The 26,090-nt window shown below is 49.0% G+C and carries 26 protein-coding genes; 14 read left to right on the top strand and 12 right to left on the bottom strand.

Annotated features, from left to right (window positions below):
* Window positions 1-195 precede the first annotated feature (195 nt).
* Entirely contained in the window at window positions 196-1,767 is a 1,572-nt protein-coding gene (locus tag AC2T0J_RS08945) for an FAD-binding oxidoreductase (RefSeq protein ID WP_489809787.1), read from the top strand.
* The gene (locus tag AC2T0J_RS08940) at window positions 1,767-2,777 is read left to right on the top strand and encodes an NADP-dependent oxidoreductase (protein WP_489809786.1); all 1,011 of its coding nucleotides are present in this window, start codon (window positions 1,767-1,769) and stop codon (window positions 2,775-2,777) included. Before AC2T0J_RS08945 ends, AC2T0J_RS08940 begins: the two co-directional genes overlap by 1 nt.
* A 93-nt stretch (window positions 2,778-2,870) precedes the next feature.
* On the opposite strand, the gene AC2T0J_RS08935 is transcribed toward AC2T0J_RS08940, so the two are convergent.
* Window positions 2,871-3,194 (bottom strand): hypothetical protein, encoded by a 324-nt coding sequence (locus AC2T0J_RS08935; protein ID WP_489809785.1) that lies wholly within the window; start codon window positions 3,192-3,194, stop codon window positions 2,871-2,873.
* 178 nt (window positions 3,195-3,372) lie between these two features.
* Here AC2T0J_RS08935 and AC2T0J_RS08930 point away from each other — a divergent pair, with 178 nt between their 5' ends.
* The 7 genes from AC2T0J_RS08930 to AC2T0J_RS08900 all read left to right on the top strand — a co-directional run bounded on the left by AC2T0J_RS08930 (window position 3,373) and on the right by AC2T0J_RS08900 (window position 10,433).
* Window positions 3,373-3,522 (top strand): hypothetical protein, encoded by a 150-nt coding sequence (locus AC2T0J_RS08930; protein ID WP_489809784.1) that lies wholly within the window; start codon window positions 3,373-3,375, stop codon window positions 3,520-3,522.
* Window positions 3,523-3,738: 216 nt separating this feature from the next.
* Complete coding sequence (locus AC2T0J_RS08925) at window positions 3,739-4,815, top strand: CDP-glycerol glycerophosphotransferase family protein (protein WP_489809783.1); 1,077 nt, start codon at window positions 3,739-3,741, stop codon at window positions 4,813-4,815.
* Window positions 4,816-5,157: 342 nt separating this feature from the next.
* Window positions 5,158-6,090 (top strand): ABC transporter ATP-binding protein, encoded by a 933-nt coding sequence (locus tag AC2T0J_RS08920; protein ID WP_489809782.1) that lies wholly within the window; start codon window positions 5,158-5,160, stop codon window positions 6,088-6,090.
* Window positions 6,090-6,878 (top strand): ABC transporter permease, encoded by a 789-nt coding sequence (locus tag AC2T0J_RS08915; RefSeq protein ID WP_489809781.1) that lies wholly within the window; start codon window positions 6,090-6,092, stop codon window positions 6,876-6,878. The genes AC2T0J_RS08920 and AC2T0J_RS08915 overlap by 1 nt, the downstream gene beginning before the upstream one ends.
* A 15-nt stretch (window positions 6,879-6,893) precedes the next feature.
* A complete protein-coding gene (locus tag AC2T0J_RS08910; protein WP_489809780.1) occupies window positions 6,894-8,723 on the top strand; it encodes an amidohydrolase family protein in 1,830 nt (609 codons plus the stop codon).
* A gap of 34 nt (window positions 8,724-8,757) precedes the next feature.
* Window positions 8,758-9,825 carry a sensor histidine kinase gene (locus AC2T0J_RS08905; protein ID WP_489809779.1) on the top strand — a complete coding sequence of 356 codons (1,068 nt, stop codon included), beginning with the start codon at window positions 8,758-8,760 and terminating at the stop codon, window positions 9,823-9,825.
* The gene (locus AC2T0J_RS08900) at window positions 9,822-10,433 is read left to right on the top strand and encodes a response regulator transcription factor (protein ID WP_489809778.1); all 612 of its coding nucleotides are present in this window, start codon (window positions 9,822-9,824) and stop codon (window positions 10,431-10,433) included. Before AC2T0J_RS08905 ends, AC2T0J_RS08900 begins: the two co-directional genes overlap by 4 nt.
* 70 nt (window positions 10,434-10,503) lie before the next feature.
* Here the strand turns inward: AC2T0J_RS08900 and AC2T0J_RS08895 are convergent, their stop codons facing one another.
* The 4 genes from AC2T0J_RS08895 to AC2T0J_RS08880 are packed head-to-tail and all read right to left on the bottom strand — an operon-like array spanning window position 10,504 to window position 16,047.
* Complete coding sequence (locus AC2T0J_RS08895) at window positions 10,504-12,621, bottom strand: TonB-dependent siderophore receptor (RefSeq protein ID WP_489809777.1); 2,118 nt, start codon at window positions 12,619-12,621, stop codon at window positions 10,504-10,506.
* Between the two features lie 14 nt (window positions 12,622-12,635).
* A complete protein-coding gene (locus tag AC2T0J_RS08890) occupies window positions 12,636-13,898 on the bottom strand; it encodes a DUF3526 domain-containing protein (protein ID WP_489809776.1) in 1,263 nt (420 codons plus the stop codon).
* Entirely contained in the window at window positions 13,895-15,328 is a 1,434-nt protein-coding gene (locus AC2T0J_RS08885) for an ABC transporter permease (protein WP_489809775.1), read from the bottom strand. Before AC2T0J_RS08885 ends, AC2T0J_RS08890 begins: the two co-directional genes overlap by 4 nt.
* Window positions 15,325-16,047: an ABC transporter ATP-binding protein gene (locus AC2T0J_RS08880; RefSeq protein ID WP_489809774.1), complete on the bottom strand. Its 723-nt coding sequence runs from the start codon at window positions 16,045-16,047 to the stop codon at window positions 15,325-15,327. The genes AC2T0J_RS08885 and AC2T0J_RS08880 overlap by 4 nt, the downstream gene beginning before the upstream one ends.
* Before the next feature lie 544 nt (window positions 16,048-16,591).
* Between AC2T0J_RS08880 and AC2T0J_RS08875 the strand changes: the two genes are divergently transcribed.
* A complete protein-coding gene (locus AC2T0J_RS08875) occupies window positions 16,592-16,729 on the top strand; it encodes a hypothetical protein (protein ID WP_489809773.1) in 138 nt (45 codons plus the stop codon).
* 35 nt (window positions 16,730-16,764) lie between these two features.
* On the opposite strand, the gene AC2T0J_RS08870 is transcribed toward AC2T0J_RS08875, so the two are convergent.
* The 4 genes from AC2T0J_RS08870 to AC2T0J_RS08855 all read right to left on the bottom strand — a co-directional run bounded on the left by AC2T0J_RS08870 (window position 16,765) and on the right by AC2T0J_RS08855 (window position 19,776).
* Window positions 16,765-17,256 (bottom strand): hypothetical protein, encoded by a 492-nt coding sequence (locus tag AC2T0J_RS08870; protein WP_489809772.1) that lies wholly within the window; start codon window positions 17,254-17,256, stop codon window positions 16,765-16,767.
* 124 nt (window positions 17,257-17,380) lie between these two features.
* Window positions 17,381-17,737: an outer membrane protein assembly factor BamB family protein gene (locus AC2T0J_RS08865; RefSeq protein WP_489809771.1), complete on the bottom strand. Its 357-nt coding sequence runs from the start codon at window positions 17,735-17,737 to the stop codon at window positions 17,381-17,383.
* A 122-nt stretch (window positions 17,738-17,859) separates the two neighbouring features.
* Complete coding sequence (locus AC2T0J_RS08860) at window positions 17,860-18,681, bottom strand: tetratricopeptide repeat protein (RefSeq protein WP_489809770.1); 822 nt, start codon at window positions 18,679-18,681, stop codon at window positions 17,860-17,862.
* Window positions 18,682-18,900: 219 nt separating this feature from the next.
* On the bottom strand, window positions 18,901-19,776 hold the full coding sequence (locus AC2T0J_RS08855) for a LysR family transcriptional regulator (RefSeq protein ID WP_489809769.1): 876 nt from the start codon (window positions 19,774-19,776) through the stop codon (window positions 18,901-18,903).
* 127 nt (window positions 19,777-19,903) lie between these two features.
* Here AC2T0J_RS08855 and AC2T0J_RS08850 point away from each other — a divergent pair, with 127 nt between their 5' ends.
* The 4 genes from AC2T0J_RS08850 (at window position 19,904) to AC2T0J_RS08835 (ending at window position 22,699) form a co-directional block, all read left to right on the top strand.
* Window positions 19,904-21,031 (top strand): S-(hydroxymethyl)glutathione dehydrogenase/class III alcohol dehydrogenase, encoded by a 1,128-nt coding sequence (locus AC2T0J_RS08850; RefSeq protein WP_489809768.1) that lies wholly within the window; start codon window positions 19,904-19,906, stop codon window positions 21,029-21,031.
* A gap of 77 nt (window positions 21,032-21,108) precedes the next feature.
* Window positions 21,109-21,942, top strand: coding sequence for an S-formylglutathione hydrolase (gene fghA / locus AC2T0J_RS08845; protein ID WP_489809767.1), 834 nt, complete (start codon window positions 21,109-21,111; stop codon window positions 21,940-21,942).
* Window positions 21,943-22,245: 303 nt separating this feature from the next.
* The gene (locus tag AC2T0J_RS08840) at window positions 22,246-22,401 is read left to right on the top strand and encodes a hypothetical protein (RefSeq protein WP_489809766.1); all 156 of its coding nucleotides are present in this window, start codon (window positions 22,246-22,248) and stop codon (window positions 22,399-22,401) included.
* 136 nt (window positions 22,402-22,537) lie between these two features.
* Complete coding sequence (locus AC2T0J_RS08835; RefSeq protein ID WP_489809765.1) at window positions 22,538-22,699, top strand: hypothetical protein; 162 nt, start codon at window positions 22,538-22,540, stop codon at window positions 22,697-22,699.
* Window positions 22,700-22,707: 8 nt separating this feature from the next.
* Here the strand turns inward: AC2T0J_RS08835 and AC2T0J_RS08830 are convergent, their stop codons facing one another.
* The 3 genes from AC2T0J_RS08830 to AC2T0J_RS08820 all read right to left on the bottom strand — a co-directional run bounded on the left by AC2T0J_RS08830 (window position 22,708) and on the right by AC2T0J_RS08820 (window position 25,956).
* Complete coding sequence (locus tag AC2T0J_RS08830; RefSeq protein WP_489809764.1) at window positions 22,708-23,232, bottom strand: acyloxyacyl hydrolase; 525 nt, start codon at window positions 23,230-23,232, stop codon at window positions 22,708-22,710.
* Window positions 23,233-23,610: 378 nt separating this feature from the next.
* On the bottom strand, window positions 23,611-24,972 hold the full coding sequence (locus AC2T0J_RS08825; RefSeq protein ID WP_489809763.1) for a DUF6351 family protein: 1,362 nt from the start codon (window positions 24,970-24,972) through the stop codon (window positions 23,611-23,613).
* A gap of 6 nt (window positions 24,973-24,978) precedes the next feature.
* The gene (locus AC2T0J_RS08820; protein ID WP_489809762.1) at window positions 24,979-25,956 is read right to left on the bottom strand and encodes an alpha/beta hydrolase; all 978 of its coding nucleotides are present in this window, start codon (window positions 25,954-25,956) and stop codon (window positions 24,979-24,981) included.
* Window positions 25,957-26,090 lie beyond the last annotated feature (134 nt).

Below are 26,090 nucleotides of genomic sequence, written 5' to 3'. Positions count from 1 at the left end.
TGGTAGAACTGGTAGATAGTGAGTTCTTTGATAATTGTCATACCCTACTTGAAATTATCACCGACGCATTACAGACTGGATCTAAAATAACATTTGTTATAATGTTAGGTCATTATATTAAATGTGAATCAATTTGCCATCCCGAATCAACGCCAGATTGGCCTTCAGTGGTGCGTTTTCCGAGGAGTTTACACCATGTCTGCAATTATTGAGAATCTCAAAACCATCGTTGGTAGCGATAACCTGCTCACTGATGAAGCGAGCCGTCAGCTGTATGTTACCGACGTATTCACCCGTGGACCTGCTGCGTTAGCTGTTGTCAGGCCAACCAGCACCGAGCAGCTTGCAGCAGTCATCAAAGCCGCTGTAGATGCTGATATACCCGTTGTTCCTCGCGGCGGCGGTATGTCCTATACATCAGGTTACGTACCTAAGTTTGAACATAGCGTATTACTTGACATGAGTGCAATGAACCGCGTTATCGATATAAATACAGATGATATGTGTGTAACAGTTGAAGCCGGCTGTACCTGGCAAACACTGCATAACGCCCTTAAAGAGAGCGGTTTTCGAACACCGTTTTGGGGCACACTTTCAGGTCTCTATGCAACGGTTGGTGGTGGCTTATCGCAAAACTGTATTTTTTGGGGCTCTTCCCTGCATGGCCCGTCGGCAGAATCGGTTGTGTCCATGTCAGTTGTATTGGCCGATGGCAGTGTTATCGATACGGGCAGCGCCGCCCACAAACAAGGCTCCCCATGGTACCGTCATTTTGGTCCCGACCTGACCGGATTGTTTGTTGGTGATTGCGGTGCGCTGGGTTTTAAAGCTACAGTAACGCTGAAGCTGATCCCACAGACACCCGCTCGCCGCGGCCTGTCTTTTGCCGCCGAAACCGGCGATCAACTGCTGGCGTTTGCCAGCGAAGTCTCGCGTCAGCAACTGGCTTCAGAAGTATGCGGTTTCGATCCCTTCTTGCAGGCACAACGGCTGAAACGAGAAAGCCTTGCCAAAGACTTTAAGGCGTTAGGCGGTGTAATGAAATCCGCCGGGGGATTAGGCAAAGCGCTTAAGGCTGGTGCGAAAGTGGCCCTGGCCGGGCGAAGCTACATGAAAGATGTGAAGTTTTCTATCCATACACTGGTTGAAGAACGTTACGACGAGGTCGCGGTTATCAAGGAAAAAGCCATTCGTGAACTGGCAAGAAACCATGGCTTGCGTGAAATTGAAAATAGTATTCCCACCATCATGCGCGCTAACCCCTTTGGTCCGGTGAACTCTATGATCGGACCTGAAGCCGAACGCTGGTTGCCGGTGCACTGCGTAGCCCCTCATTCAAAAGTTCGCGACGTGTTTGCCGCAATTGGCGAGTTGTACGAACAACACAGCCAGGATATCGAGAAATACAATATTGGATGTGGTTACTTGTTTGCCACCATTGGTAACAGTGCCACGGTATTAGAGCCGGTCTTCTTTTGGCCTGAGGCGCTCAACGAACTGCACCGGCACGCTGTGGAAAGTGAGCATTTGAATAAGCTGCGGGAGCATGCACCTAACCCGGATGCGACAGCAAAAGTATACGAGTTGCGCCGAGCCCTGATCGATATCTTTACCCGTTTCGGTACCATGCACATGCAGTTGGGTAAATCTTACCCATATCATGAACAAGTAAAACCGCAAGCCTGGCAACTGGTTCAGGCACTCAAACAACACGTAGATCCTAAAGGTCTGCTTAACCCCGGTACCCTTGGCCTGGAGAAAAACTAATGGCATTAACCAACAGCAAAGTGATTTTGCAAGAAACACCGACGGGCATGCCTGCTGCCAGCCATTTCGACACTGTACAGACAGATATGCCTACCCTGAAAGATGGCGAAGTATTGGTTAAAAACCTCTGGCTATCTCTGGATCCCTACATGCGCAGCCAAATTAGCGCGCGCCATTTGTCAGGGGCTGTCATGCCTGGCGACACCATGAAAGGTGAAACCATTGCTAAGGTGGTGACATCCACTTCACCCGACTTTACACCCGGTGACAAGGTCCGCTGCTTTGGGGGTTGGCAACGTTATGCAGCGCTTCCGGCTGGCACACTCACAAGAGTACCGGATAATATCGAACACACGCCCTATTTATTATCTATTCTGGGCATGCCCGGCCTGACCGCCTATGCGGGCTTAATCTGGCAGGCACAACCCAAGGTTGGTGAAACCGTGGTGGTCGCTGCAGCAACAGGCGCGGTAGGTTCAATGGTTGTTCAATTGGCCAAACAACGCGGTTGTCGGGTTGTGGCAATTGCCGGAGGGCAACACAAGTGTGACTTCGCGGTAAATGAGCTTGGCGCGGATATCTGTATAGACCGCCACAAAGACGACCTGGCCATTGCGTTGGATACACATTGTCCTCAGGGTATCGATGTTTACTTTGATTTAATCGGTGGTGACATTCTGGAGTTATGCAGCCAACGTCTGTCCGTGGGCGCCAGGCTTATTCTGTGCGGTCTGGCAGCAGATTACAACCGAACCACCAGCACACCACCACCGGGTCCATCGCCGGTTTATTTCATCAAATCCCGGGCAACCGTATATGGATTGGTAGTCTATGACTTTGAACCCCGTCGTGCAGAGTTTATTGAAGCCTGTGCGCCTTTGGTGCATAAAGGTGACATCAAAATCCGTGAACAGGTAGTCACAGGCCTGGAAAATGCCGCTCAGGGTTTTGTGGATCTGTTATCCGGCGATAATTTTGGTAAGGTGCTGGTTAAGATCAGCGACCAGTAATCACGTCCGTTATGGGCGGGTGCTCAGTAAAAACGCTCTGGCACTCGCCTCAACAATATGGTCTGCAAGCGAAAATACCACCCGGCCATAAGATTACACAAACATCACCGACAGCGCATTCTGTGCTATGGCGTAGCCGGACTCGGTGACCACTGACAATAACGTAGCCGCTTTTTCCGGATGCCGTTCAACTGCCAGACCGGTTTCAAACAGCCATGCCAGTTCAGTGATAGCGGCAAAATCGGGTGGATCCTGTTCACTCAGGTGAATTAACTGACCCAGCGCCCATCTGTTCTCACCGCACAGCAGTAACCGTTTAACACTTAGCATAGAAGCGCTGGTCGCTTCTGTTCCCGCAACGAATACCTTCAGCAACCATCCTGCATCGTCATCAAGGGCGGCACCATCAGCCAGCATTCAGTCATGGCCCAGTGTACCTACGCTGAGACCTTCGGCCGCTAATGCCTATTATCCTTTTCAATACGGAAGTAGAGGTTAGTGAATACGCTAACGATACGCCTTTCGGTCTGGCAGACTATTTTTCAGTGATGATTAGCATCACACGCAGCGTGTTGTTGATGCGATAGAGTCAGGAATGGTAGGGGTTAACACTGGTGTCATGTCGGCAACAAATACGCCCTTTGGCAGGGTAAAAACCAGCGGCCTGGGCCGAGAAGGCGCCCACGCATCGAAGAATATCTGGAAATTGCATAACAGTATGACTAACCATCAACTTTCTCAATAAGCCGGAATACCAAGGAGATCCCAGATAGTTTCTGCGAAATTTCCGGTATGACCTTTGCTATTTTCTGTTACGAGACACAGCGAAAATGGCAATTCCTTACCAAAGTAGCCATTTTTAAAATTTGTCGCTATGATGAAACAAAAATGACAGTTATCTTAAATTTTGAGGTTTTTGTCGCAATAATTATAAATAAGTCATGCTTCGGGGAGTCACTCGTTGGTTCGCGTTTATTTCGATACACAACATCTGTATTACCTGCCTCAATATCTACCGGTAGCCCAAAAATTAACCGACGCCAACGTCGAGTGTATCTTTGTGCTTTACCCTGAAGAAGGTTTTGATGAGCTTAAGAAAAGTGAGCTCGACAAGGCCGGTATTGCTTATCATTTTATCGACTCCCCAAAGAACGCCCATCTTTTTTACCAGCAAAATAGAGCAGACTGGATTTTCTTTGGTAATCCGCCGCAATTCTGTAAAAGTGAGAAAACTAAAATTAAAGCCCGTCTTGCACTGGTTTTACACGGCATTGGCCCCAAAGCCATTTATTATACCGCCTCAGAATTCCCCTTTGATGTGCGCTTTGTGGAAGGTCAGCAACGGCTACAGCGGTTGCAGGAGAAGTTTCCGGAGTCCGGCTTTGTCGACACTGGCTACGCCAAACTCGATCCTATATTTAACGGTACTCCGGCCTCCATTTGCTTACGTGAGTTAGGCCTGTCGCCAGATAAACCCACTGTGCTTTACGCTCCGACTTTTTATCCGTCGAGTATTGAAAAATTTGATGAGTCATTGCCGCAACTGCTGGCTGATTACAATGTGCTGATCAAGCCTCACTATTTTAGCCTGACCAAAGAAAGATATAAGGGGCAGCGCGAGCTATTCAATAAATGGGGCCCCCATGCGAATGTGCATATTGCCGGTGTGGAGGACTATAACCTGATACCGTTTATGCAAATAGCCGATGTCATGTTATCAGATGCTTCTTCGGCCATATTTGAGTATGCTGCTCTGAATAAGCCGGTAGTATGGTGTGATTTCTATCAGACTCGCTGGAGCTATCGTGGCATTTTGAAGTTCCGTTTAGAGAAACGTCTTGACCCCGACCTGCAGATGTTCCACGATCTTTGCACGCGCGCGACGTTGCCCACGCACGTACCCTCAGCCATTAAAAGCGCATTAAGTAACCCGGAAAAGCTAGAGCCTCAACGTTTGCAGATCACCCAGGATATGGTGGGTGCCACCGACGGGCAGTGCAGCGAACGGATTAAAGACTACATTCTGGCTAACAGTTAACTAACCTCAAAAGATCGTCATCAGTGCGCCTGGTTTATTGAAGGAAATGAAGTCAATATCAGCTTATTCAAAGAACACGAAAGCCGCCTCTAGCGCCTTGCTGATGTAATGTTTGTGCCTGCAATATCGTACCGGCATTTATACTCGCTTTACAGGTCCCTGCGTACTTCACTACCAAACCACTTCAGTGATAGCCCGTCACAGCTAGAAATAAAAAATAGCTCCTCAGATAATCAGTGGCCTACGTAAAAAGTGACAAATGTCATAAAAAGTGATGACACTTGCTAATTACCCGTCTCGCAGGCACCCGGCATACTGACTCCATCATAACGGAGCAACAATATGCCAACAGATCATCAACCGCTCGTCAGCATTAATCACCTATCGAAACGCTTTGGCAAAGTATCCGCAGTTGACGATGTCACGCTAAGCATTCACCCCAATGAAGTCGTGGCATTGCTCGGTGAAAACGGCGCAGGAAAAACCACAACCATTGCTTCGCTGTTGGGTCAGCTGACGGCTGATTCTGGCGAGGTTATGGTCTTTGGCCATCCCGCCGGGCATTGGGCTGCCAAACAGCAAATCGGCGTAATGCTGCAGTCTGCTGCGTTGCCGGATAATGTGAAGGTAATAGAACAACTGCGGTTGTTTTCCAGCTATTACCCCAACAGCCTGCCACTTGAGGAAGTTATTAAAACGGCTTTACTGACTGACCTGCAACAGCGAAAAGTGCAAACCCTGTCTGGTGGACAAAAACAACGGCTACTGTTTGCTATGGCCATTATCGGTGATCCGCGTCTGGTGATCCTGGATGAGCCCACGGTTGGCCTGGATGCCACAGCCCGACGAGAGTTCTGGCGCTGCATCCGGGCATTAGCTGCGCGAGGTGCGTCGGTATTATTGACAACCCATTATCTGGAAGAAGCGGATACTCTGTCCGACAGGATCATCGTGTTATCCAAAGGGCAGATTGTAGCTCAGGGCATACCTGAACAGATCAAAGCAAAACTGGGCGGTAAACGGGTGCGCTTTCGCAGTAGCGCCTCACCGGAGGTTATCCAAAAGTGCCTGCCAGACACCCGGGTTCACGACCGCGGCGATTATATTGAGCTGTACTCACCGGCACCGCAAACACATCTGATGGCACTCTTCGCAGCCGGCGTTACAACCCGGGACTTAACCGTATCAGGCATATCACTGGAGGATGCGTTTTTACACCTCACTCAATCCACTGCCCCATCAGATAGTGCTGTAAATACTCAGGAGATATCGTAATGAACACTTCGCAACCATTACCGTTGTCGCTTTCTCAACGCTGGCATATTTTGCAGTTAGAGACCCAAACAGAACTAATGAAAACGTTGCGCAGTCCGGGCTTCGTGATCCCAAGCCTGACATTTCCGGTGATGTTTTATGTGTTTTTTGGCCTACTGTTTAACGCCATGGGCGGGCAGCCCGGTCAGGCTGCAAAGTACATGATGGCCACCTATGCCGTGTTTGGCGCAATCGGCCCGGCCCTGTTCTCTTTTGGTGCCGATGTTGCTACCGATAAGGACAAGGGAATTTTGAGCCTCAAACGGGTGAGCCCCATGCCTATCAGCAGCTATTTTGCGGCCCGTATTATTACGGCTATGTTGTTTGCACTGATTATTATACTGAGCCTGTTTGCCCTGGGAGCAGCGTTTGGTAACGTTACCATGACCCGCGGTCAGTGGATTTCTACACTCATCACAGTGCTTTTGGGGACGCTGCCCTTTTGTGCTATCGGACTGTTTATTGGCTTATCGGTGTCGGCCAAAGCGGCACCGGCTGTCGTCAATCTGATTTACCTGCCCATGGCGTTTTTATCCGGGTTGTGGGTACCTATCCAGTTGTTCCCCCCAAGCCTTGAACTGGCGGCCAATATCTTCCCTGCTTATCACCTGGCACAACTGGCGCTGGCTATTCAGAACAATGATTTAGGCGCGCCCTGGTCCCTGCATACCGGCGCATTAGCAGCTTACATGCTGGTCTTTCTGGGTCTCTCCGTTAAGCAATTTAACGCTATCGACAACCGTTATTAAACCAAGGATAAAACCATGCGATTTTCTATTATAATTATTGCGTGCATAGCACTAATCGGCCTATTTATTAGTTTGTTGCCTACACCAGAGGTCACCCCCCAGCCAGCCAGGAGTGGCGGCGAAAACAGCCTGTCCATTCCTGATACCGGCAGTTACTACCTCACCAACGTCACCGTTTTCGACGGCCAGCAGTGGCATGAAGAGGCCGAGCTGGCCATTCATAACGGTCGGGTAGTGAGCCCGGCAACAGTGACCGATGCCATTGTAATTGATGGCCAGGGCGGCTTTGTGATCCCTGGTTTGATTGATGCCCATACTCACTCCTGGGGCAAAGCGTTACAGCAGTCATTGCAGTTTGGTGTGACTACCACATTGGATATGTTTACCGATAGCCGTTTTTTTATGGCCAAAAAAGCTCAGCGCTCTTCCCTGACTGCCACTGAGGAAGCGGATTTATTTTCTTCCGGCGTGTTGGTAACCAGTGCCGGCGGACACGGTACCGAGTACGGTATTGCTATTCCAACTATTGCCCACCCCGAAGAAGCCAGCAACTTTGTCGCTGCGCGACTGGCCGAAGGTTCTGATTACATTAAGGTTGTTTACGATGCCTCAGCCAGTCAAGCCGGGCATAAAGGCCGTTTTACCTCAATCGACTACGATACCTTAGCGGCTGTGGTCAGCGCAGCGCATGCCCAGAACGCTTTAGCGGTAGTCCACGTTATGGATCTGATCTCGGCAGAGCATGCTGCTGAAGCCGGTGCAGATGGGCTAGTTCATACCTTCGGAGGTACGCCGGTCAGTGAGAAGCTCATGACGCTGATGAAATCTCAGGACATATTCGTCATCCCCACCTTATCGATACTGGCATCGCTGGCGGGTGAAGGACGGGGCCAGGCACTAATTCAGGACTCGGTTTTTAGCACTCACTTGGCGGCTGATGTGAAGCACGCTATTGCTAACGATATTGCCTCAGGCCGGGTAGCAGAAAACTACTTTGCTATCGCTATTGAGAACACCCGTAAAATGCACGAGGCCGGCATTGTGGTATTAGCCGGAACCGATGCGCCAAACCAAGGCACCACGCATGGAATCAGCCTGCACGACGAGTTGGCCTTATTAGTAGATAGTGGGTTATCGCCTACTGAAGCTTTGACCGCAGCTACCTACTTACCCTATTCGACGTTTGATATTGGCGAGCGTGGCCATCTTCGTAGTGGTGCCCGGGCAGACTTTATTGTGCTCGACAAAGACCCAAGAGAAAACATTAAGCATACTCAACACGTTCGCTGGATAGTCAAAAATGGCTTTCAGATTACTGCGTATTTCGACTCTCAGAATACCAAAGGTGAAACACCGAATTCAGGCATGGTAAGTCAGTTCAATTCAGACCTTAAGTCACAACTGGGTGGCCGGTTTGTTGTATCAACCGACCAGATGATGCAGGGAAATTCCACTGCTGAGATTACACATATCTCGCAAGGTTGTAATAATAGCGGTGCTCTTGCGGTAACCGGTACGGTTAGTAAGCAGTTTCCCTATCCATGGTCCGGCGTTTTCCTGATGTTCACAGAATCCATAGACGCTGGCTATAATCTTAGCAATTTCAAGCGTATAGTATTTGATGTAGCAGGCACCAACGGCGAATTCAGATTTATGGTTTTAACCCCACACACCGGGCGGCCCAGTGAAATAAACTTTGCCGTAACAGGACAGTGTCAACAGGTGTCGATTAACCTCAGTGATATTGGTGGTGTTGACTGGGCCAACGTGGCCGGGATTGGCTGGGTTGCCGGTACGGCAACGCCAGACTTTAACTTTACACTCGATAATATCTATTTTGAGTAAACATGATTAAACCCCTTAATAAGCTGGCACAACGGTGCATCACCGTTTGTTGCCAGCCAACAGTGACGTAGGCGTGTTGCCCTATCTGTGGCTGGTTTACCTGGGCAGTTTCTTTGTTCACTTCGTGTTTTACGACCCGCCGACCTGGCATATGTGGCTGTCGGCAACAGGTACACTGTTATTCCTGGCCTGTTATTTTCGGGCTTACTGGACCTCGGGCTACCATACGCTGTTTTATATTGCAGCAATTTGTGCGATTGGCTCGGTATTAACCTTAGTGAATCCCGGTGCCGGTGTTTTTTTTGTATACGCCAGTGCTTTTGCGGCACACGTCGGTCAACCAAAGCAGAGCCTTGCCACTATAGGCGTTATACTGGCTTATATCGTTTTGCTTGCCTGGCTGCGGGATTTATCGGCCTATTTTTACGCTCCGGCACTGATCTTTTCCGTTATGATTGGTGGTGCAAACGTTTTTCAGCGAGAAATAGCGAAGAAAAATGCTCAACTTAAACTCACTCAGGAAGAAGTAAAGCGACTGGCGACGACCGCCGAGCGGGAGCGGATTGCGCGGGATTTACATGATCTGATTGGCCATACTTTCTCGATGCTCACTATGAAAGCTCAACTGGCCCAAAAACTGTTTGATCATGATACCAACCAAGCCCGAAAAGAAATCGCTGAGCTGGAACAAATCAGTCGCAGCGCCCTGGCAGAAGTACGGGAAGCTGTAACCGGTTATCGCCAGAAGGATTTGGCCACTGAATTAGCCAACGCGAAAACCCTGTTAAATTCGGTTGATGTGGACTTCCATTACACTATTCCTGACTCAACCCTGCCTGCTAATATCGATACAACGCTTGGTTTTATTGTTCGCGAAGCCGTTACTAACCTGGTAAAACACACTAATGCAAACCGCTGCCAGATTACCCTGACTGAAGCAGCCGACAGCTTAACACTCACTATTGCGGATAACGGCAACAGCAAGGCAGGGCCTGAAGGAAATGGCCTGAAAGGCATGCGTGAGCGCCTGGCCCAACTGGGCGGCGGGCTCACACTTAATCATAAACAAGGCTTTAGCATTATCGTAACGGTGCCATTATGAACACAACCATCAATATTCTGATTGCTGAAGACCAGGGGATGCTGCTCGGTGCGTTGTCAGCCTTGTTGGATTTAGAGCCGGATATGCAGGTTATTGGCAAAGCCAGCAACGGCAAGCAAGCCTTGCAACTGATAAGCGAACTTAAACCCGACATCGTTTTAACCGACATTGAGATGCCCCAGATGTCAGGCCTGGAATTAGCTCAGCAAATTCAGCAACAACCACTGCCTTGCAAAGTGATTATTCTGACCACCTTTGCCCGTTCAGGCTACTTGCGCCGAGCCATGGATTACGGCGTTAAAGGCTATTTGCTTAAGGACGCGCCAAGTGATGATCTGGCCAATGCGATTCGACGCGTTATGCAAGGACGTAAAATGATCGCCCCGGAGCTAATTGTAGACGCCTGGGAAGAAGCCGATCCGCTAAGTGATAAAGAACGTAAAGCACTCAAGCTGGCTGCCGACGGTTACCAAACAGAGCAAATCGCGAGTGAAATGCACTTATCCCCGGGTACGGTACGCAATTATTTGTCCAGTGCTTCCAGTAAACTTAATGCCAGCAATCGCATTGAAGCGGCCCGAATTGCCCGGCAGAAAGGCTGGTTGTAACCATCAAAAAACAACACGACCAGCTTTGCACTGGTCGTATAATGTTAGCTCATCATAGCAGCGTGCCAGACTAAAATGCGTAACGGACACTTACCATCAGGGTGCGAGGTTTACCCGGTTGTGTCCACAGTGCTGAGTAAGAGTTGTCGTAATACTCTTTATCCAACAGGTTATCGATAACCAGCCGGGCGGATAATGCCGACGTAATTTCAACATTCCCCGAGATATCCACCGTTGTGTAGTGCGGCAATTTATAGTCTGGCGCTACTGCATCACCTACACGCTCACCTACATGGGTAATACCCGCAGCAATACTGGCTGGATAACCGCCCAGTGATAACTCGTGACGGGCAGTCAGATTAAAAGAATGCTCAGGAACATTCACCAGCGGCGTGCCGGCCGCAATTTCAACGCCCCAGTCGGGATTGGTTACCGTTTTTTTGGTCGCAGCGTCGATATAGGCATAGGAGAAAGTCACCACAGTGTCATCGGTTAGTGCCGCATCCAAGTCTACCTCAACGCCCGAACTTTCCACTTCACCAATGGCGATGGTGCCTCCATTAACCGGATCAGCCGCCAGAATGTTAGATTTTTCAGCGTGAAATACTGCCAGGGTTGCCACCAGAGACTCATCATTCGAGGCCAGTTTTACGCCCGCTTCATAGGATTCGCTTTCCTCCGGATCAAAAGCATTTCCGTCATTATCCACTCCGCTGTTCGGACTAAAGCCTTCAGAATAGCTCAGATAAAAAGAATAATTGTCGTTCGGGATATACACCGCACCGAAACGCGGGCTGGTGGCTGTTTGGTCTTGCGTGGTGGTACCATTGATCTGTTGCTTAAAATCATCAAAACGCAGGCCAACCAGCATTTTAAACTGCTCGGTCAAGTCAATCTGGTCCTGCACATACACACCATAAGCCTGCTGTTCTTCCAGTGAGTCGACCAGCGGCGCAACGTCAGGTTGGGGCTGACCATATTGTGGATTAAGTAAATCGACTGAATAGGTGGTATCACCCGAGCCCCATCCAGTGCGCCAGCGATCCATCCGTTGGTCGTATTCATAATCGTAAGCGTCAGCACCCATCAGAATATGGTGAGTCAGTGAACCGGTTGCCACTTCACCACTTAATTCAAATCGGCCCGATAGGTCGGTGGTGTCATAATCCCGATAACGGCGCTGACGAGATAGGGTTTGCCCGTCCACATAAAGTAGCTGTCGACCGCCCGACAATTCAGGTTCAGTAGAGAAACCTTCGAAGGAAGAATCGCGGTGGCTGATGCCGCCGTTGATGTTCCAGTTCTCATTGAGCTGTGACTGCACGGATAGTTGGTGAGCAATGCCCTCAATGGTCATTGGTCCATCATTTGGCTCACCGTAAAAAGTATCGATGGGTACCACCCCAAACTGATTATTCGGAATCGAGATCCCGCGGTCGAAATCAGCCTCCTGATCAATGATTTCCAGTTCGTAAAACAGACTTGTGTCGTCGCTCAGGCGATACACCACTGACGGGGTAAAAAACAGTTTCTCGCTCTCTACCGTGTCCCGGAAACTGCCAGCATCCTCGTAAGCACCATTGGCACGAAACGCAAGGTTATTATTAATGGCATTGGTGTAATCCCCTTCCAATCGGTAAAGATCGTAGCTTCCCACCGTGGCCTCAACGTAACCTTCTTCTGCAAACTGTGGTTTTTTGGTAATAATATTGATGGTACCGCCGGGTTCGCCGCGGCCATACAATGCAGACCCTGGGCCTTTCAATACCTCAATAGACTGAATGCTTGATGCATCGCGCTTACCCGAAAAGCCCCGTCCGGTATTAAAACCATTCACCAGATAACCGGAGGGTCGGTTACCGTCGCCGGCAAACCCGCGAATAGCAAAGCTGTCCCACAGTCCGCCAAAGTTATTCTGACTGGCAATGCCGCTGGTAAACTTTAATGCGCTTTGCAGATCAAATACGCCCATCTCATCGAGCAGTTCATCGTTAATGACATCTATAGATTGCGGCAGCTCTTTTAAAGGGACGTCACCGCGATAGGCCTGACGCTGATTTACCACTGAGATATGCTCAAGATCATCCTTGTCTGCGTCACCTGTTTGCGCTACCACTGTAGCGCTAAGTCCTGTTAATACTGCTAGTGTCAGCGCTTTGCGTGAAAAGTTTGTGTGCCGGTTTGTCATTGTTAAGTTCCAGGTTACTTATTGGTTTTATTGGGTCTAAAAACAGGTCTTTCTGCTAACGACTCCTCACTGTACTCAGTGCCATTAAACAAGAAAGGGTAGTAAAAATCGCGTAGTTCAGCATGAAATTCGCGGATATCACGCTCGTACTGCCAGGCAGCCTTTGCATCTGTACCAGCCCAGTTTGTTAGCGTTCTTTTGAACAGGGTTGCCGGCGATAACAGCGCCACCCATCCTGCCGCTGCATAGCGCTGCTCAGCAATTTGCTGATAAGCCCGGGACAGTGGCAGGGCTTTTTCATCACCCACTTGTTGAAAGGCGTAATACCACTTCCACTCAAACAGGCTGCTGGTTTCAGTTTTGCCTTGCCACTCAGGGTGCGATGCGACAAAGGCATCCATGGTTGTCTGATGCGGCAGATCCCAGGCATCGTTCACCGCTTCTCGCTGGGTCATCAGAATATCGCCCCCCTCGGGACCATGATAAGCCTCTTCAATGGCCACGTTGCCAACCGACGGCAGAATATACGTGGTGGCTAACCAAATACCCAACAGCAGCGAAGCCAACACTGGTGCCGGGAAAGTAAAGCGCGCCACCCAGTAACACAGCAACGACCAAAACAATAAGTAAATCAGCACCAGGGTACATACCGCTGTCACTTGCCCGACCGGGACACCGTTTACCAAGGCCCCGCCAATAAATGGCAGGGTGAGTGCCAGCCACAGTGCCAATACAATAAATCCAGCGCGCAGTGGCCACAAACTGCTACGCGTTCTGGCCGTCACAATCAGAAAATCATGACGCCCGGCGGCACGTTCTGCAGCGCGTAGATCGTGCAGCAGTAATATCAGCATCAGCGGCGCAAACACAGCAATCACAAAAGTAAAATCAATTTTGCCCGCTAAGGAAAGTTCCGGGTTTTGCGTGTCTGATTCGTGGATCTGGCCTTCCAGAGCCAGCATCCGAATGCGATGTTTCCAGGGATACACATCACGAACACCCAATGCCGCAAAAGCCAGTGGCGAGGGCGGCGCATAAGTCAGGTGAAAAGTATAATAAGCAATGTAGCCATAATCATGGTGCTTATGAGCAACCTCTTCCCGATCGGCTTTATCGCCCTCCAGTAAACGCTCAATGGTGGCATTTTGCTGCGCCACTTCCACACTACCGGTCCAGACCGAAAATAATGCCAGGGCAAAGGCCGCCATTAGCAGCAAAGACACGCTCTTTTTACGCAAAACAAACACGGCCTCACGACGGATATCTGACCAACTCATACTCGTCTACCTGCAATATAAATAAAACCCAGCGCTAATCCGGCAGCAAAAAGCAATTGCAGCATGGCCGTCAGGCTGTTGAAAAACCGTTGCCCGGCCGGTAACGGGGTAAAATGAAAATCTTCCAGCATCTGCCAGTTTTCCGCACCAACGGTAGCGGCTTTTTTAGCCTCTGCACTTTTGTATTTATTGGCATCTTGCTCAAGGGTCATACCTTCGGCATGCAGTTTATTCAGTGACTGAACAAATTCAAAACGTACGGCTTCCGCCTCGCGCATAAACCGCTGATAGTTTTCCAGATCCGTACCTGCGAGCTTCATTGAGGCATTCTGAATGGCAATCATGGGCGATAACCAGCCAAACATTCTGGCAATCACCGCCTGCGATTGCTGCTGCGCCATTTGCTGTTCAGCAAATTCATTTAACACTTCGGTCAAATCCGCTTCTGATTTTTGCGCCACTACGCCTCGAAAGTTGATTGGAAGCTCCTCCACCGTGTCAACGTCGTATTGCGCTAGCAAATTATCTTTAAAAGCCTTAAACGCCGGGTCGTTAGCATTATGCCCATCCCCCATTTGTCGCAGCTTCTTGAGGACCGCAAAATCCGTTTCCAATTTACCTGGCGAGGCAACCATAACGCTTGCCGTGTTACTGGCTATCCGCGGCACTACCAGGCACAACAGGATCCACACCGCCACAAGGCCACTAAAGCTGGCGCTGTTAGAACGAGCCAGTGTTGAAACCAGCAACACCAGCGCACACCACACCACAACGTACATCAGATAACTAAAAATAAAGGTCAATACCGGCACTAACTGGGCACCGTTTAACACTGTAATCAAGGCACCAATAATTAATGGTGTGAGTACCAGCAAGCCTGCTCCGGCCAGTGCAACGCCTTTACCAGCGAGCAAAACCAGTGGCGATACGCCTTGTACTTTAAGAAAGTCCAGCGTACCGGCTTCACGCTCCCGGGTCATCACACCAAATCCCAGAACAATTAGCAGCAACGGCGTAAGCACCTGCATGACATAGGCAGGTGTTAATCTTCCTGCCCAGGTTAAACCGCTGCTTTGCTTCTGATCAGCAAAGGTAGCGCCATTCTGACGATGACCTTCCAGAAAAATAGCATTACCGGTGAAGCTATCGATACCCGGATCCAGCGAGCCAAGTGGGGGAGGAGCGCGAAACAAATAATGACCGTAATGCACCATACGGTGGGGGTGACGATCGGGCTGTTCTTCAAATGCTGTAACCGATTCGGATTGCATGTGCTGACGTTGCTCAGTGGTATGGCTAATGGCCGCATGCGTTACCCAGACCGAGGCGGCGGCAAGAAGTACCGCAATCATCAGTACCGTTTGTGCAAGGCTGGAACGTCGCCAGTAACGCCATTCATCACGGGCGATGGTAAAAACAATACCACTCATGCAACCACTCCCTGGGTAAAGGCTTTGTGTACCGCTTCAGAGTCGATATTGCCCTGTTCAGGCGCATCAAACATCCCTACAATCTCGCCGTTACGCAGCAAACCAATGCGATTGGCTACATGGCAGGCCCCGTACACATCGTGGGTAACCATTAATATGGTGGCGCCCTGGGCGGCCAGTTGACTGACCAACCGGTTAAACTCATCAATAGCGACAGGATCAAGTCCGGAGGTCGGCTCATCCAGAAACAGGATAGGGGCCTCACGCAGTAACGCTAAAGCAATCGCGGTTTTCTGCCGCATGCCTTTGGAATAACCACCAAGTGAGGCTCGCCAGGCTGATTCCTGCAGCGCAACTCGTTTAAGGGCGGCGACAATATCGGCTTCGGGCTTGTCTTTACCCGACAAAGATAAAAAATACTGAATATTTTCAATCGCGGTTAAATGCCCGTATAGCATGACCGATTCTGGTAAATAGGCCACTTTTTGACGGACGATATCAGGATTTTTTTGCACATCCACACCATCCAACTGTACTGTGCCGGAAGTCGGTTTCATTAACCCCAGAAAGGTTTTAATGGTAGTCGATTTACCAGCTCCGTTGCCGCCGAGCAAGGCAAGTACTTCGCCTCTGTTGGCATGAAAAGAGACATTGTTTAATATTTTCTTTGCTTGCACATCAACACACAGGTTGGAAGCGCTGATTACGACGTCTGACATGGTAATAAGATCCGGAAATGGTAAAGATTTTGAATATAAAACGACAGTTTATTATTATGTTATACTATAACAACAACAGGCAAATCAAATTTGTTACGCGTCACATCGTTCGATTATTTTATTAAACTCACAGGCTTAGGTTTTACCGTCCAAAACATCATTTTCTTTGCTCCCATATTTATGTAAGGCTAGGCAAACCCTTTACCAGGACAAACGATAAAACTTATCCATACACTACCGGCAGCAGTGAGTCTGCTGAGCAGCGTCTTTACGGTACCTGGGCATTCAGAACAGACGGCGGTGAATTCCAGCGAGCTGAGTTACGAATCCTTTTATAACCAACCAGTACCAAACCGACTAAATGCCTTTATGGTTATGCCGCTGAAAAAGTGGGCGACCACGATCCGGCCATTGCCATTTTTGAAAACTGCATAGAACGCTTTAACAATGTGTATTCAATGATTTGGCTGGCACAAATCTATGACACCGGCGTTGGGGTTCCCCGAGATGAAAAAAGGCCACTGCCCTGCTCAAACGTGGCGCCATGACCAATGATGATGCGGGCTATTCTGCACTGGCAAAGTACCACTATGGCGTGGCACTGATAGAGGGCAGAACAACACTGCTCTATCGTACAGCCGGCGTAGCCTGGCTTACAAAGGCCTGCGAGGCCGGCGTATAGGAAGCAACGGCTTACCTCAACAGCCTGCCGACCTCCTAAAAGTGATAGACAACCTGTAAATTGCCGTCCATGCGCTTTGAATCAGTACCGGAGGCCTTACCATACCCAGCTTCCAGCCTTAACGCCCAGCCTTCTTTTGCGCCAAAGAAACGGTACTCATAAGACAAGCCTACCCCTCGGGTCGTTTTTCTGTCGGTGATGACAATATTAAAAGCGGGGCAATTGGCAGGATCTGAACCGCAGGGTAAATCGGTTTTGCGTGCACCAACAGCCCCCATAAAACCGCCCCACACATGATGCCCATCGGCCCACTGCACGCCAGCCGTAAAACCGTCGTCGAGGCCGAGCTTATAGTTGGCGTAGTACTCTATATTGTTGCCCTGTTTAAAAGTAACAGTAGGCGCCAGAATAAATGGCCAACCGCCTCCGACACTAAATGTGTCAGCTGTGGCATTAGCGCCCGGTAATGCCAGCAGCAGGCCAGTAACCAGCGTGGATTTTAGCCGCTTAGCTCGATCTTTAAGCATGCGATTCCTTAACTTGTTGTAGGTTATTAAAGTCACAGACTCTAACAATTCAGTGGTCAAGTTAAGGTGAAATCAATCACCATTGCCGTAAGTATTGCTGAACGGTTCGGCAGTTCAGAACAAGTTAATCAGAGCCATTGGCAGCCCCTGAAGCAGCCGTTGCCGCAATCACGCCGGCTGTGGCCGCAGATGACTGTTGTGCTTGCAGTTGATCGGCGATTAAAGACGCATTTTGGTTTTCGCTGGCAATAATACAAGGACCATAACCAAAACCATCAAGTTTGTTTTCCCACAACACTTTGCCATCTTTGGCGGCGACGCAGAATAAATGCCCACCTGAATAGGCGAACACTTTGTCATCTTCAAATAACAGGTTAGTCACACCGGAAGTAGATTTTAGTTTGGTGGCCCAGAGCTTGTTGCCTGAAGCCTTATCCAGGCAAACCACCTGACCTTTTATACCAAGAAAGAGCTTTTCCATCGCAAATACCATACTCGCTACTGATACCACCTAGCCTAACACCAAATGACAAGCGTGGTATGCACCAGAAACACTTGCTAACAAATGCGCAGCATTTGCTATCGGGCGATTCACGGCGTTGATTAGTTGTGTGACGCTGCATAAGCTGCCAACTGGGCTACCGCTGGTTTATAGTTCTGGGCGGCAGACTTGCGCAACCAATGCAGACTTAGTTCCTCATCAACAGGCTTACCGGCGCCGGTTGAATACATCACCGACAGCGCATACTGAGCCCTGGCATTACCTGCCTCAGCAGCCACAGAAAAGAGTTCGGCAGCTTTTTTGAGGTCGCGAGGCACGGCCAGCCCGGTTTCATACAGCCAGGCCAGTTCGGTCATGGCGGCATAGTTAGCGGGGGATTGCTCGCCTAGCGTTATAAGTTGCGCGATAGCCTGCTCATTGTCGCCGCGCATGAGTAATCGTTTAACGCTGAGCATGGGATCAGTCTCGTCAGGCTCTTCAGTAGTGAGCGTTTTTAGTAGCCGACCGGCATCTTCGTCGCCATCTAAAGCGGCGACCATCAGCCAGTGTTTTGCCGTGTCTGGCGGCACCATTTCAGGGTGTTCCAAAGCCATCAGACCTACCTGATAAGCCCCTGCACGACTGCCCGCTTCGGCGGCCTGAAAATAATAATCGCGGGCGGCAACCAAATTTTGTTCGACGCCCTTGCCCTGCTCGTAAAGGATCCCTAAATTAAACAGAGCTTCGGCTTTACCCGCACCTTCTATCTGCTGCCACATGGCATGCGCAAGCGGGTAATTAGCCATTTTATATTCAGCGTAGGCCATATAGAGCTGCACCCTGGGTTGCGCACTGAGGAAATCGTCTGACAACTCAACACCGGCCGGGGCCGACTGCACGCAGGACGCACCGAATAACCCCAACGCTAAAACAACTGCTCGCATAATTCACCTGTTTACTTACACGGATGCACTAAGCCTAAGCCAATTTCTGTAGAGAAGATCTCCTACTTTAGGCCCTTTTTCGCAGGTAAAAAAAAAGCAGGCCAGTGGAAGAGGGCCTGCTAAAAGACTTCTAATAGAGTTAAGAGACACACTATTAAAACTACGTACGCCGTTAATATAACGCTTCCCGATCATTATTGCAAATAATAATCATTACTATTAAGGTTTTTGAATGCCAGCTACCAGGCTATCAATAACCATACGAATTTTAGGTGATAAATGACGGGTAGGTGGATACACCGCCCAAATCCCCTCATGGGCAATTTGCTGGTTTGGCAGTAACTCGATGAGTTCACCGGAGGCCAGATATGGCCGGATGTAGTAGTCTGGTAACTGAATAATACCAAGATTTTTCAGCGCGGCATCAATCAGGGCCACACCACTATTGCAGCGTAAACGCGGCTTTACCCTGACAATTTCATGCTTACCATTGCGGCTGAATTTCCAGTTCTCAGAAGTCCCCAGAATACACTGATGATTGGGTAACTCAGACAATGAATGAGGCGTTCCTCGCTGCTCGAGATAAGCCGGCGATGCGGCCAGATGCCAGGCCCGACTGGACAAGCGCCGGGCAATATAGGAAGAGTCTTCCAGCTCACCCAGGCGAATCGCTAAATCATAGCCATCGTGAATTAAATCGACCAGCTGATTGGTCAGGTTTAACTGAATCTCCAGATCCGGGTGAGCCGCCGAGATATCATTTACAATCGGCGCAATAATACGTTCACCGTAAGTGACCGGTGCCGTCATTTTTAATTTACCGGTGGGTTTTGCCTGTAAATCGGTAACCACTTTTTCTGCCGCTGTAAGCTCTTCCAGGATAGGTTTACAGTGACGATAAAACGTTTCACCCGAGTCTGTTACCGCAACGACACGGGTGGTGCGATTAAGCAGTTTGGTGCTCAACCGGTTTTCCAGCTTAGCCACCTGCCGCGAAACCTGCGCGGTAGAGAGCCCCAACCGCTTTGCAGCCAGAGTAAAATTCTGTGCCTCAACTACCGCTACAAACTCGTTGATCCCTTCCCAATTTGCCATAACGCCCCGATTATTACTATATAGTAAAAGTTATTTACTTAAATCGACTATTGTTACTGATTCTATCAGGTCTACAATAAATGTAATTAGCTAAATCAACTTAAGAAAACCAAGAGGATGTTGAAATATGGCAGATGTCATTACCTGTAAAGCGGCGGTTGCCTGGGAAGCTGGTAAACCTTTAAGCATCGAAGAAGTGCAGGTTGCGCCACCGAAAGCCGGTGAAGTTCGCATCAGAATTGTTGCCACAGGTGTTTGTCATACTGATGCGTTTACCTTATCAGGTGACGATCCTGAAGGCGTATTCCCGTCAATTCTGGGCCACGAAGGTGGTGGTATTGTTGAGTCTGTGGGCGAAGGTGTGACCTCGGTAAAAGTTGGCGATCACGTTATCCCGTTATACACAGCCGAGTGTGGTAAGTGTAAGTTCTGTCTGTCGGGTAAGACCAACCTGTGTAGTGCAGTTCGTGAAACTCAGGGGAAGGGCCTGATGCCTGATGGCACCACGCGTTTTACCTGTAACGGTAAAGAAATTTTCCATTACATGGGTTGTTCTACTTTTTCTGAATACACGGTATTGCCAGAAATTTCACTGGCCAAAGTGAACCCTACCGCACCACTGGAGGAAGTATGCTTACTGGGCTGCGGTGTAACGACCGGTATGGGTGCCGTAACCAAAACCGCCAAAGTACAGGAAGGCGATACCGTAGCGGTGTTTGGCCTGGGCGGCATCGGTTTGTCTGCAATTATCGGTGCCACCATGGCTAAAGCAGGTCGTATCATTGGTATCGACCTGAATGAGTCCAAATTTGAACTGGCGAAAAAGCTCGGTGCAACTGACTGTATTAACCCTAAAGACTACGACAAACCTATTCAGGAAGTTATCGTAGAAATGACCGATGGTGGTGTGGATTACTCCTTTGAGTGTATCGGCAACGTGAACGTAATGCGTTCAGCGCTGGAATGCTGCCATAAAGGCTGGGGGGAGTCAGTTATCATTGGTGTTGCTGGCGCAGGTCAGGAAATCTCTACCCGTCCGTTCCAACTGGTAACCGGTCGCGTATGGCGTGGGACTGCTTTTGGTGGAGTGAAAGGTCGCTCAGAACTACCAGGAATAGTTGAAGACTATCTGGCTGGCAAATTCGCCCTGAATGACTTCATCACTCATACCATGGGGCTGGAAGACATTAACCAAGCCTTTGACTTAATGCACGAAGGCAAGAGTATCCGTAGCGTAATTCACTACAACGTTTAATAACTGCGCCCGCCACCAGCTATATGACCCACATCAGGGTGGCGGGGTAGTTTTTTCTTTGGACATCGGAAGAGATCATGACAATAGAAAATATCAGTTGTAATAAGAGCTTCGGTGGCTGGCATAAGCAATATACACACCGCTCCGAAGTCAATCGCTGCACTATGCGTTTTGCCATTTATTTGCCACCACAATGCAGTAACGGCACTAAGGTTCCGGTACTTTACTGGTTATCGGGACTCACCTGCACCGACGAGAACTTTATGCAAAAGGCTGGCGCGCAACGTATGGCGGCAGAATTAGGCATAGCCATTGTGGCACCGGACACCTCCCCCCGCGGAGATGATGTGGCCGACGATGACAACTACGATTTAGGCAAGGGCGCAGGTTTTTATGTCAACGCCACTCAATCCCCCTGGGCAACCCACTATCACATGTACGATTACGTGGTTAAGGAATTGCCTGCGATCATCGAGGAAAACTTCCCGGTTTCAGATAAACGTGCCATTGCCGGGCATTCAATGGGCGGGCACGGTGCACTGTCCATCGCGCTGAAAAACCCCGGAATGTTTGCTTCTGCGTCGGCTTTCAGCCCAATTACCAACCCGGTAAATTGCCCCTGGGGCCAAAAAGCGTTTTCGGCGTATCTGGGAGACGATAAGTCAGCCTGGGAAGCCCACGACACCGTGTGCCTGCTCAATGCCAGCAAAGAGCAAATACCGATGCTGGTCGATCAGGGTCTGGATGATAATTTTCTGGCAGAGCAACTTAAACCTGAAGCCCTGCAACATGCGGCTGAAGCTCATCAGTACCCTCTGACCCTGCGTCAGCATGAAGGTTACGATCACAGCTACTACTTTATTGCTTCATTTATTGGTGACCACCTGCGCTTCCATGCGGATCATTTCTAAATAGTTACTGCCAATCTCAAAGGCCACACGATTGTGGCCTTTTTTATCACTATCGCATCCACTTCACGAAGAATGTAAACATGAGGATAATGACTTCCTCTATTTTATTATCGCGTCAATTTCAACTTGTACGACCTTTTGCCTTTATCAATGCGAACTGGCCCCGCATGCAGCAATTGCCTTGAAATTTATTGCCACCACGTGCTCCCATTTACTAACAATTATAAGTTTACCAGGTACTGACTATGCGCTTTAGCTCCCCTTAGTATTAAACAAGAGCTCATCACTATTCTGATCATTGCCGTGCCCGCCTCGGCTTTGCTGGTTGGTACAGTTCAGCAAATCAGCACGAATAGCGATGATACTCTGCATGCAGCCAGACAAATGGTAGCTGTCAATGATCAACTGGATTCACTGGCCGCCGAGCTTAATGAGCAGGTGAACCGCTGTACGCTGTAACGGAAAAACCGGGGATGTGCAGTTTCCTGGGTCTAAACCCAATGATAAATTTGCACACCCAGGCGGACTTTACATCGTGAGCGAAAATGGCTATAAATTAATCAGCAGACATTGTCAAAATAAGGATATTTTCGCCATGAGTAACACCCGCAGCCTGCGTATTTTTGCCCTTATCGGCATGGTTTCTTTAACGGTCTTTCTGGCTTATTTCACCTATCGCAATCAACAAAGCATTGAACAGATTGAGTCCAAAGTTCTCAGTCAGAGCGAAGTTAAGGCTCGTCTGATCAGCCACTAACCCCTGAACTAAAACGCCCGCTGATATGATAAAGCAATAAAATCCAGCCCTGGATTTGGCTTTTTAAAGCCAGCATTGGAGTAGTGAAAGTAGCGTAGAGCAACATGGTGCTGGTTATTTTTACCAAATGGTATCATCAGGCCAAGACGATCTTCGAACTGATAGTGAGTGCTAACATCCTTTCCTGCAAAGTAAGTATCTTCAATGAGCGAGAGACCAATCCCGGCTTCCAGAAACAACGGGGATTGTTTGATTGTACCGATCTGCTTTACCAGTACCGGAGAGACCGCCAGCACAAAATCGGTATCGTGATTATCTTCAGCACCGTATTCCCAGAAATTCACACTGGCTTCCCAGTACAGCAGGATATCGTCGCTGATATAAGGCAATGACCCGGCGTTATAACGGGCGGCAAGCTTAATACCATCAACATCGCCCTCACCGTGGATATAGTCTACAGAGTAGCCTAAATCACCAGCCATCCCCAGAGTTGGTAGCAATAACAGACAGAAGCTCAAAAACAGCTTTTTCATAAGTAGGACTCTCAGTCATTAATAGCCAATGACTGTATTTTAAATCCTGATTTAATGAATGATTATTGCGTAATTCGACTGATTTCATATCACAAAAAAGAACGATATTTACAGCGGTATTACAAACCAAGAGGGGTTAAATTAGTTAAGATAAGTACCTTGTTGAGGCGTTAAAGCAGGATCCAGCCGACGCTGTTGAATTAGCTTAAATCCTGCCGCTGTAGGCACTTTCGAATACATAAAAACGTTATATAACGTCAGTTAAACTCGCGAGGACCTTTAAGTATCTCTAATCACATCACAATCATGATTTGCACATCATATTTTACGCAGCAATTTACAAATATCGCTCATACAAAGTAGATGTCACTCTTGGAATTAACGAGACAAGTTTTCTGCGCATAAGTTATTTTCACTACATGCCCGAGGCATTGGAAAGGGGGTATAGTCAGTGAATAATAAGTGCTTATAATCACCATCAAGCGTTTCGAAGTAGTCGGGTAGTTGAGGCCAATGCCCACTGGCAAGCCGCACCTCTAAAGCAGAGACTAACGCCCTCCTTTCATCGTCCGATTCGCTGCAATGACCGGCTCGCTCAATCCAGACATTAGCAACCATCTTACTGCCGCTTTTTTGGGTAACCAATTCTGTATAGCTCGCTTGTAATGCCGGAGATGTCATACCATCCCCTATTGTGTGAGCGCTGAGAACAGGTATTTTTACCTGACCAGATGGCGTAAAGTTTTTACGCATATACTGCACTGCATCACTGTTTGTGTGGACTCTCGATTGCCGATTTAAGGTTGCCAAATCGTCTTCTAAAGACGCATTAGCCAAACGGTACATTGCTGCGACAAAATCTTTCCTGCCGCTGACGGCAAGTAATTTTTTGTAGTCAACATCGGTATTTCCTGAAAAAACACCTCCTGCCCGTCGTTCCTGATCACCCCTTGGTAGAAACAATCCCCTGGCAATGGCTTTGGCAATCTGTGCTTCCTGCGTAAGATAATCCTGCTCATCAGGTTGCGGCGAACCTTTATCAGTCCAGGCGGGAATGCCTCCTAAAACACCCGCCAACGCCACACGAGCCCGGCCAAGCGGCGTTTCTCTGGCTTTTTCGACCTTGGCCATTATCGCCTTGACTGCATCAAAATTATTGCCACGCCCCACCGGTGATAAATGGTCTTCCGGTGTTATCAACGTGGTAAGGGAAAACGCCCCGTCAAACGCCATATTCATCATTGGTATAGCGCCAGCGGCGGAGGCACAAAGTGTAATTGCACCGTCTAGTTTGTCACTGTGACGTTCTGCCAATGCAGCGGTTACCATACCTCCCATCGATGATCCCCAGGCAATAACCTTATTTGGCTTAGTAAAATGATGAGTAAAGGCCTCGAGCGCCAATAACTGACTGGGAATTGCCTGTTTTACAGACCACCCGGCCTGAGAGTAAGACGATGCGAGTAGAGCATATCCATCCTCAAGTAGCTTAGCTTCGCTATTACCCGGGGCTAAGCTGGGTGAATGCAATTTACCGGCGTAACCGCGAGAGTAAAGTAATACCGTACCGTTCCATTTCTCTGGCACTTTAGCCCGCCAAAATGCGCCATCTGACAGTACGCCCTCAATGCTACCATGGGCTGAAAACCTCTCCTCATCAACTGCTGGTGACTGTCTGTTAGCGCTACAGGCTGCAAGTGATAGGCAGCAGGTCAGAATTAGAGTGAGTAAGCTCTTCATAGTCGGTTACTGCCCCAGATTTTTACTTTTTACTTGCCAGTCAAAGTCTTGGCATAAACGACACTCTTTTCCACTAAACCAGCCGCGTGCATCTTTACTGCCTTTCAACTGCCAGTCGAGCCAATAACGCGCCACGTTGGAATACGCACCGCCGTTTGGATAACGAAACGTGCCGCCGTGACCAACACCATTCTCGGCAAATAGCACTGGATTTTTATCGATCTTATTAAAATCTTCCAGTGCGTTAAAATAGGCAATATCAGCGGGTCCACCATTAATATAGGCCAGTGGGACAGTCACTTTTTCGAGCATGTCATAGCCGACCTTTAACGCAGTACTCTGGACAAACTTAGGCAAGCCAGTACTTTTAACCGTTATCGGCTCATTAATCACTCCACTATTAAAAATAACCACCGTGTCGACACGAGGATCAGTGGCGACCTCAATGGCTTGCAGGCCACCACAGCTATGCCCCATCACGGCAATTTTATCAATATCAACCTGACCATTTAGTACATGACCATCCTGCTGACTGACTTTACTCACCCAGTCCAGACCTTGTAAAAGCTGGCCTGCGCTAGTTTTATCCGGACCACCGACCTGATGATTGTCGGTTCGTTGCTCGCCCGACAACTTGGCTCTTGCCTGTTCAACGACTGATGGGACTTCTTCAATCGGCTCGCCCGCGGCAATGACCAGATAGCCATAAGACGCAATATCGCGTAAAAACTCACCATAGGCTAAGGCATTTTTCTTACAGCCTCCGTTGCCCCATAGTACAACGGGCAATTTCTCACCCGACATTTCTTTCGGCAAAAAGAGTGTATTCTGTGGCATAGTTTTAACGGTGGCTGCGGTAGCGGGATAGGGGCCGGTTCCACCGGTAAATGATACTGGATGCAATGGCTCGCTTACCTGAGCCTGACAGGCCGAAGTGCCCAGCAGAAAAATAAATGCAGCCAAGCTCTTTGAAACATTATGCATAACTTACTCCTTATAACGGGTACTGTAATTCAAACTACATATCATGCGCAGATTAAATGAGTTCCCAGCGTATTTTACAGGCGGGTAGTATTGCGCAAAATGTTAAACCGGTGTACAAAAAAGGTTAATGGCAT

The sequence above is a fragment of the Alteromonas sp. ISO5 genome, from assembly GCF_058105165.1.
The sequence above is the reverse complement of the archived record's forward strand: the minus strand, read 5'-3'. Positions and strand labels throughout refer to the sequence as shown.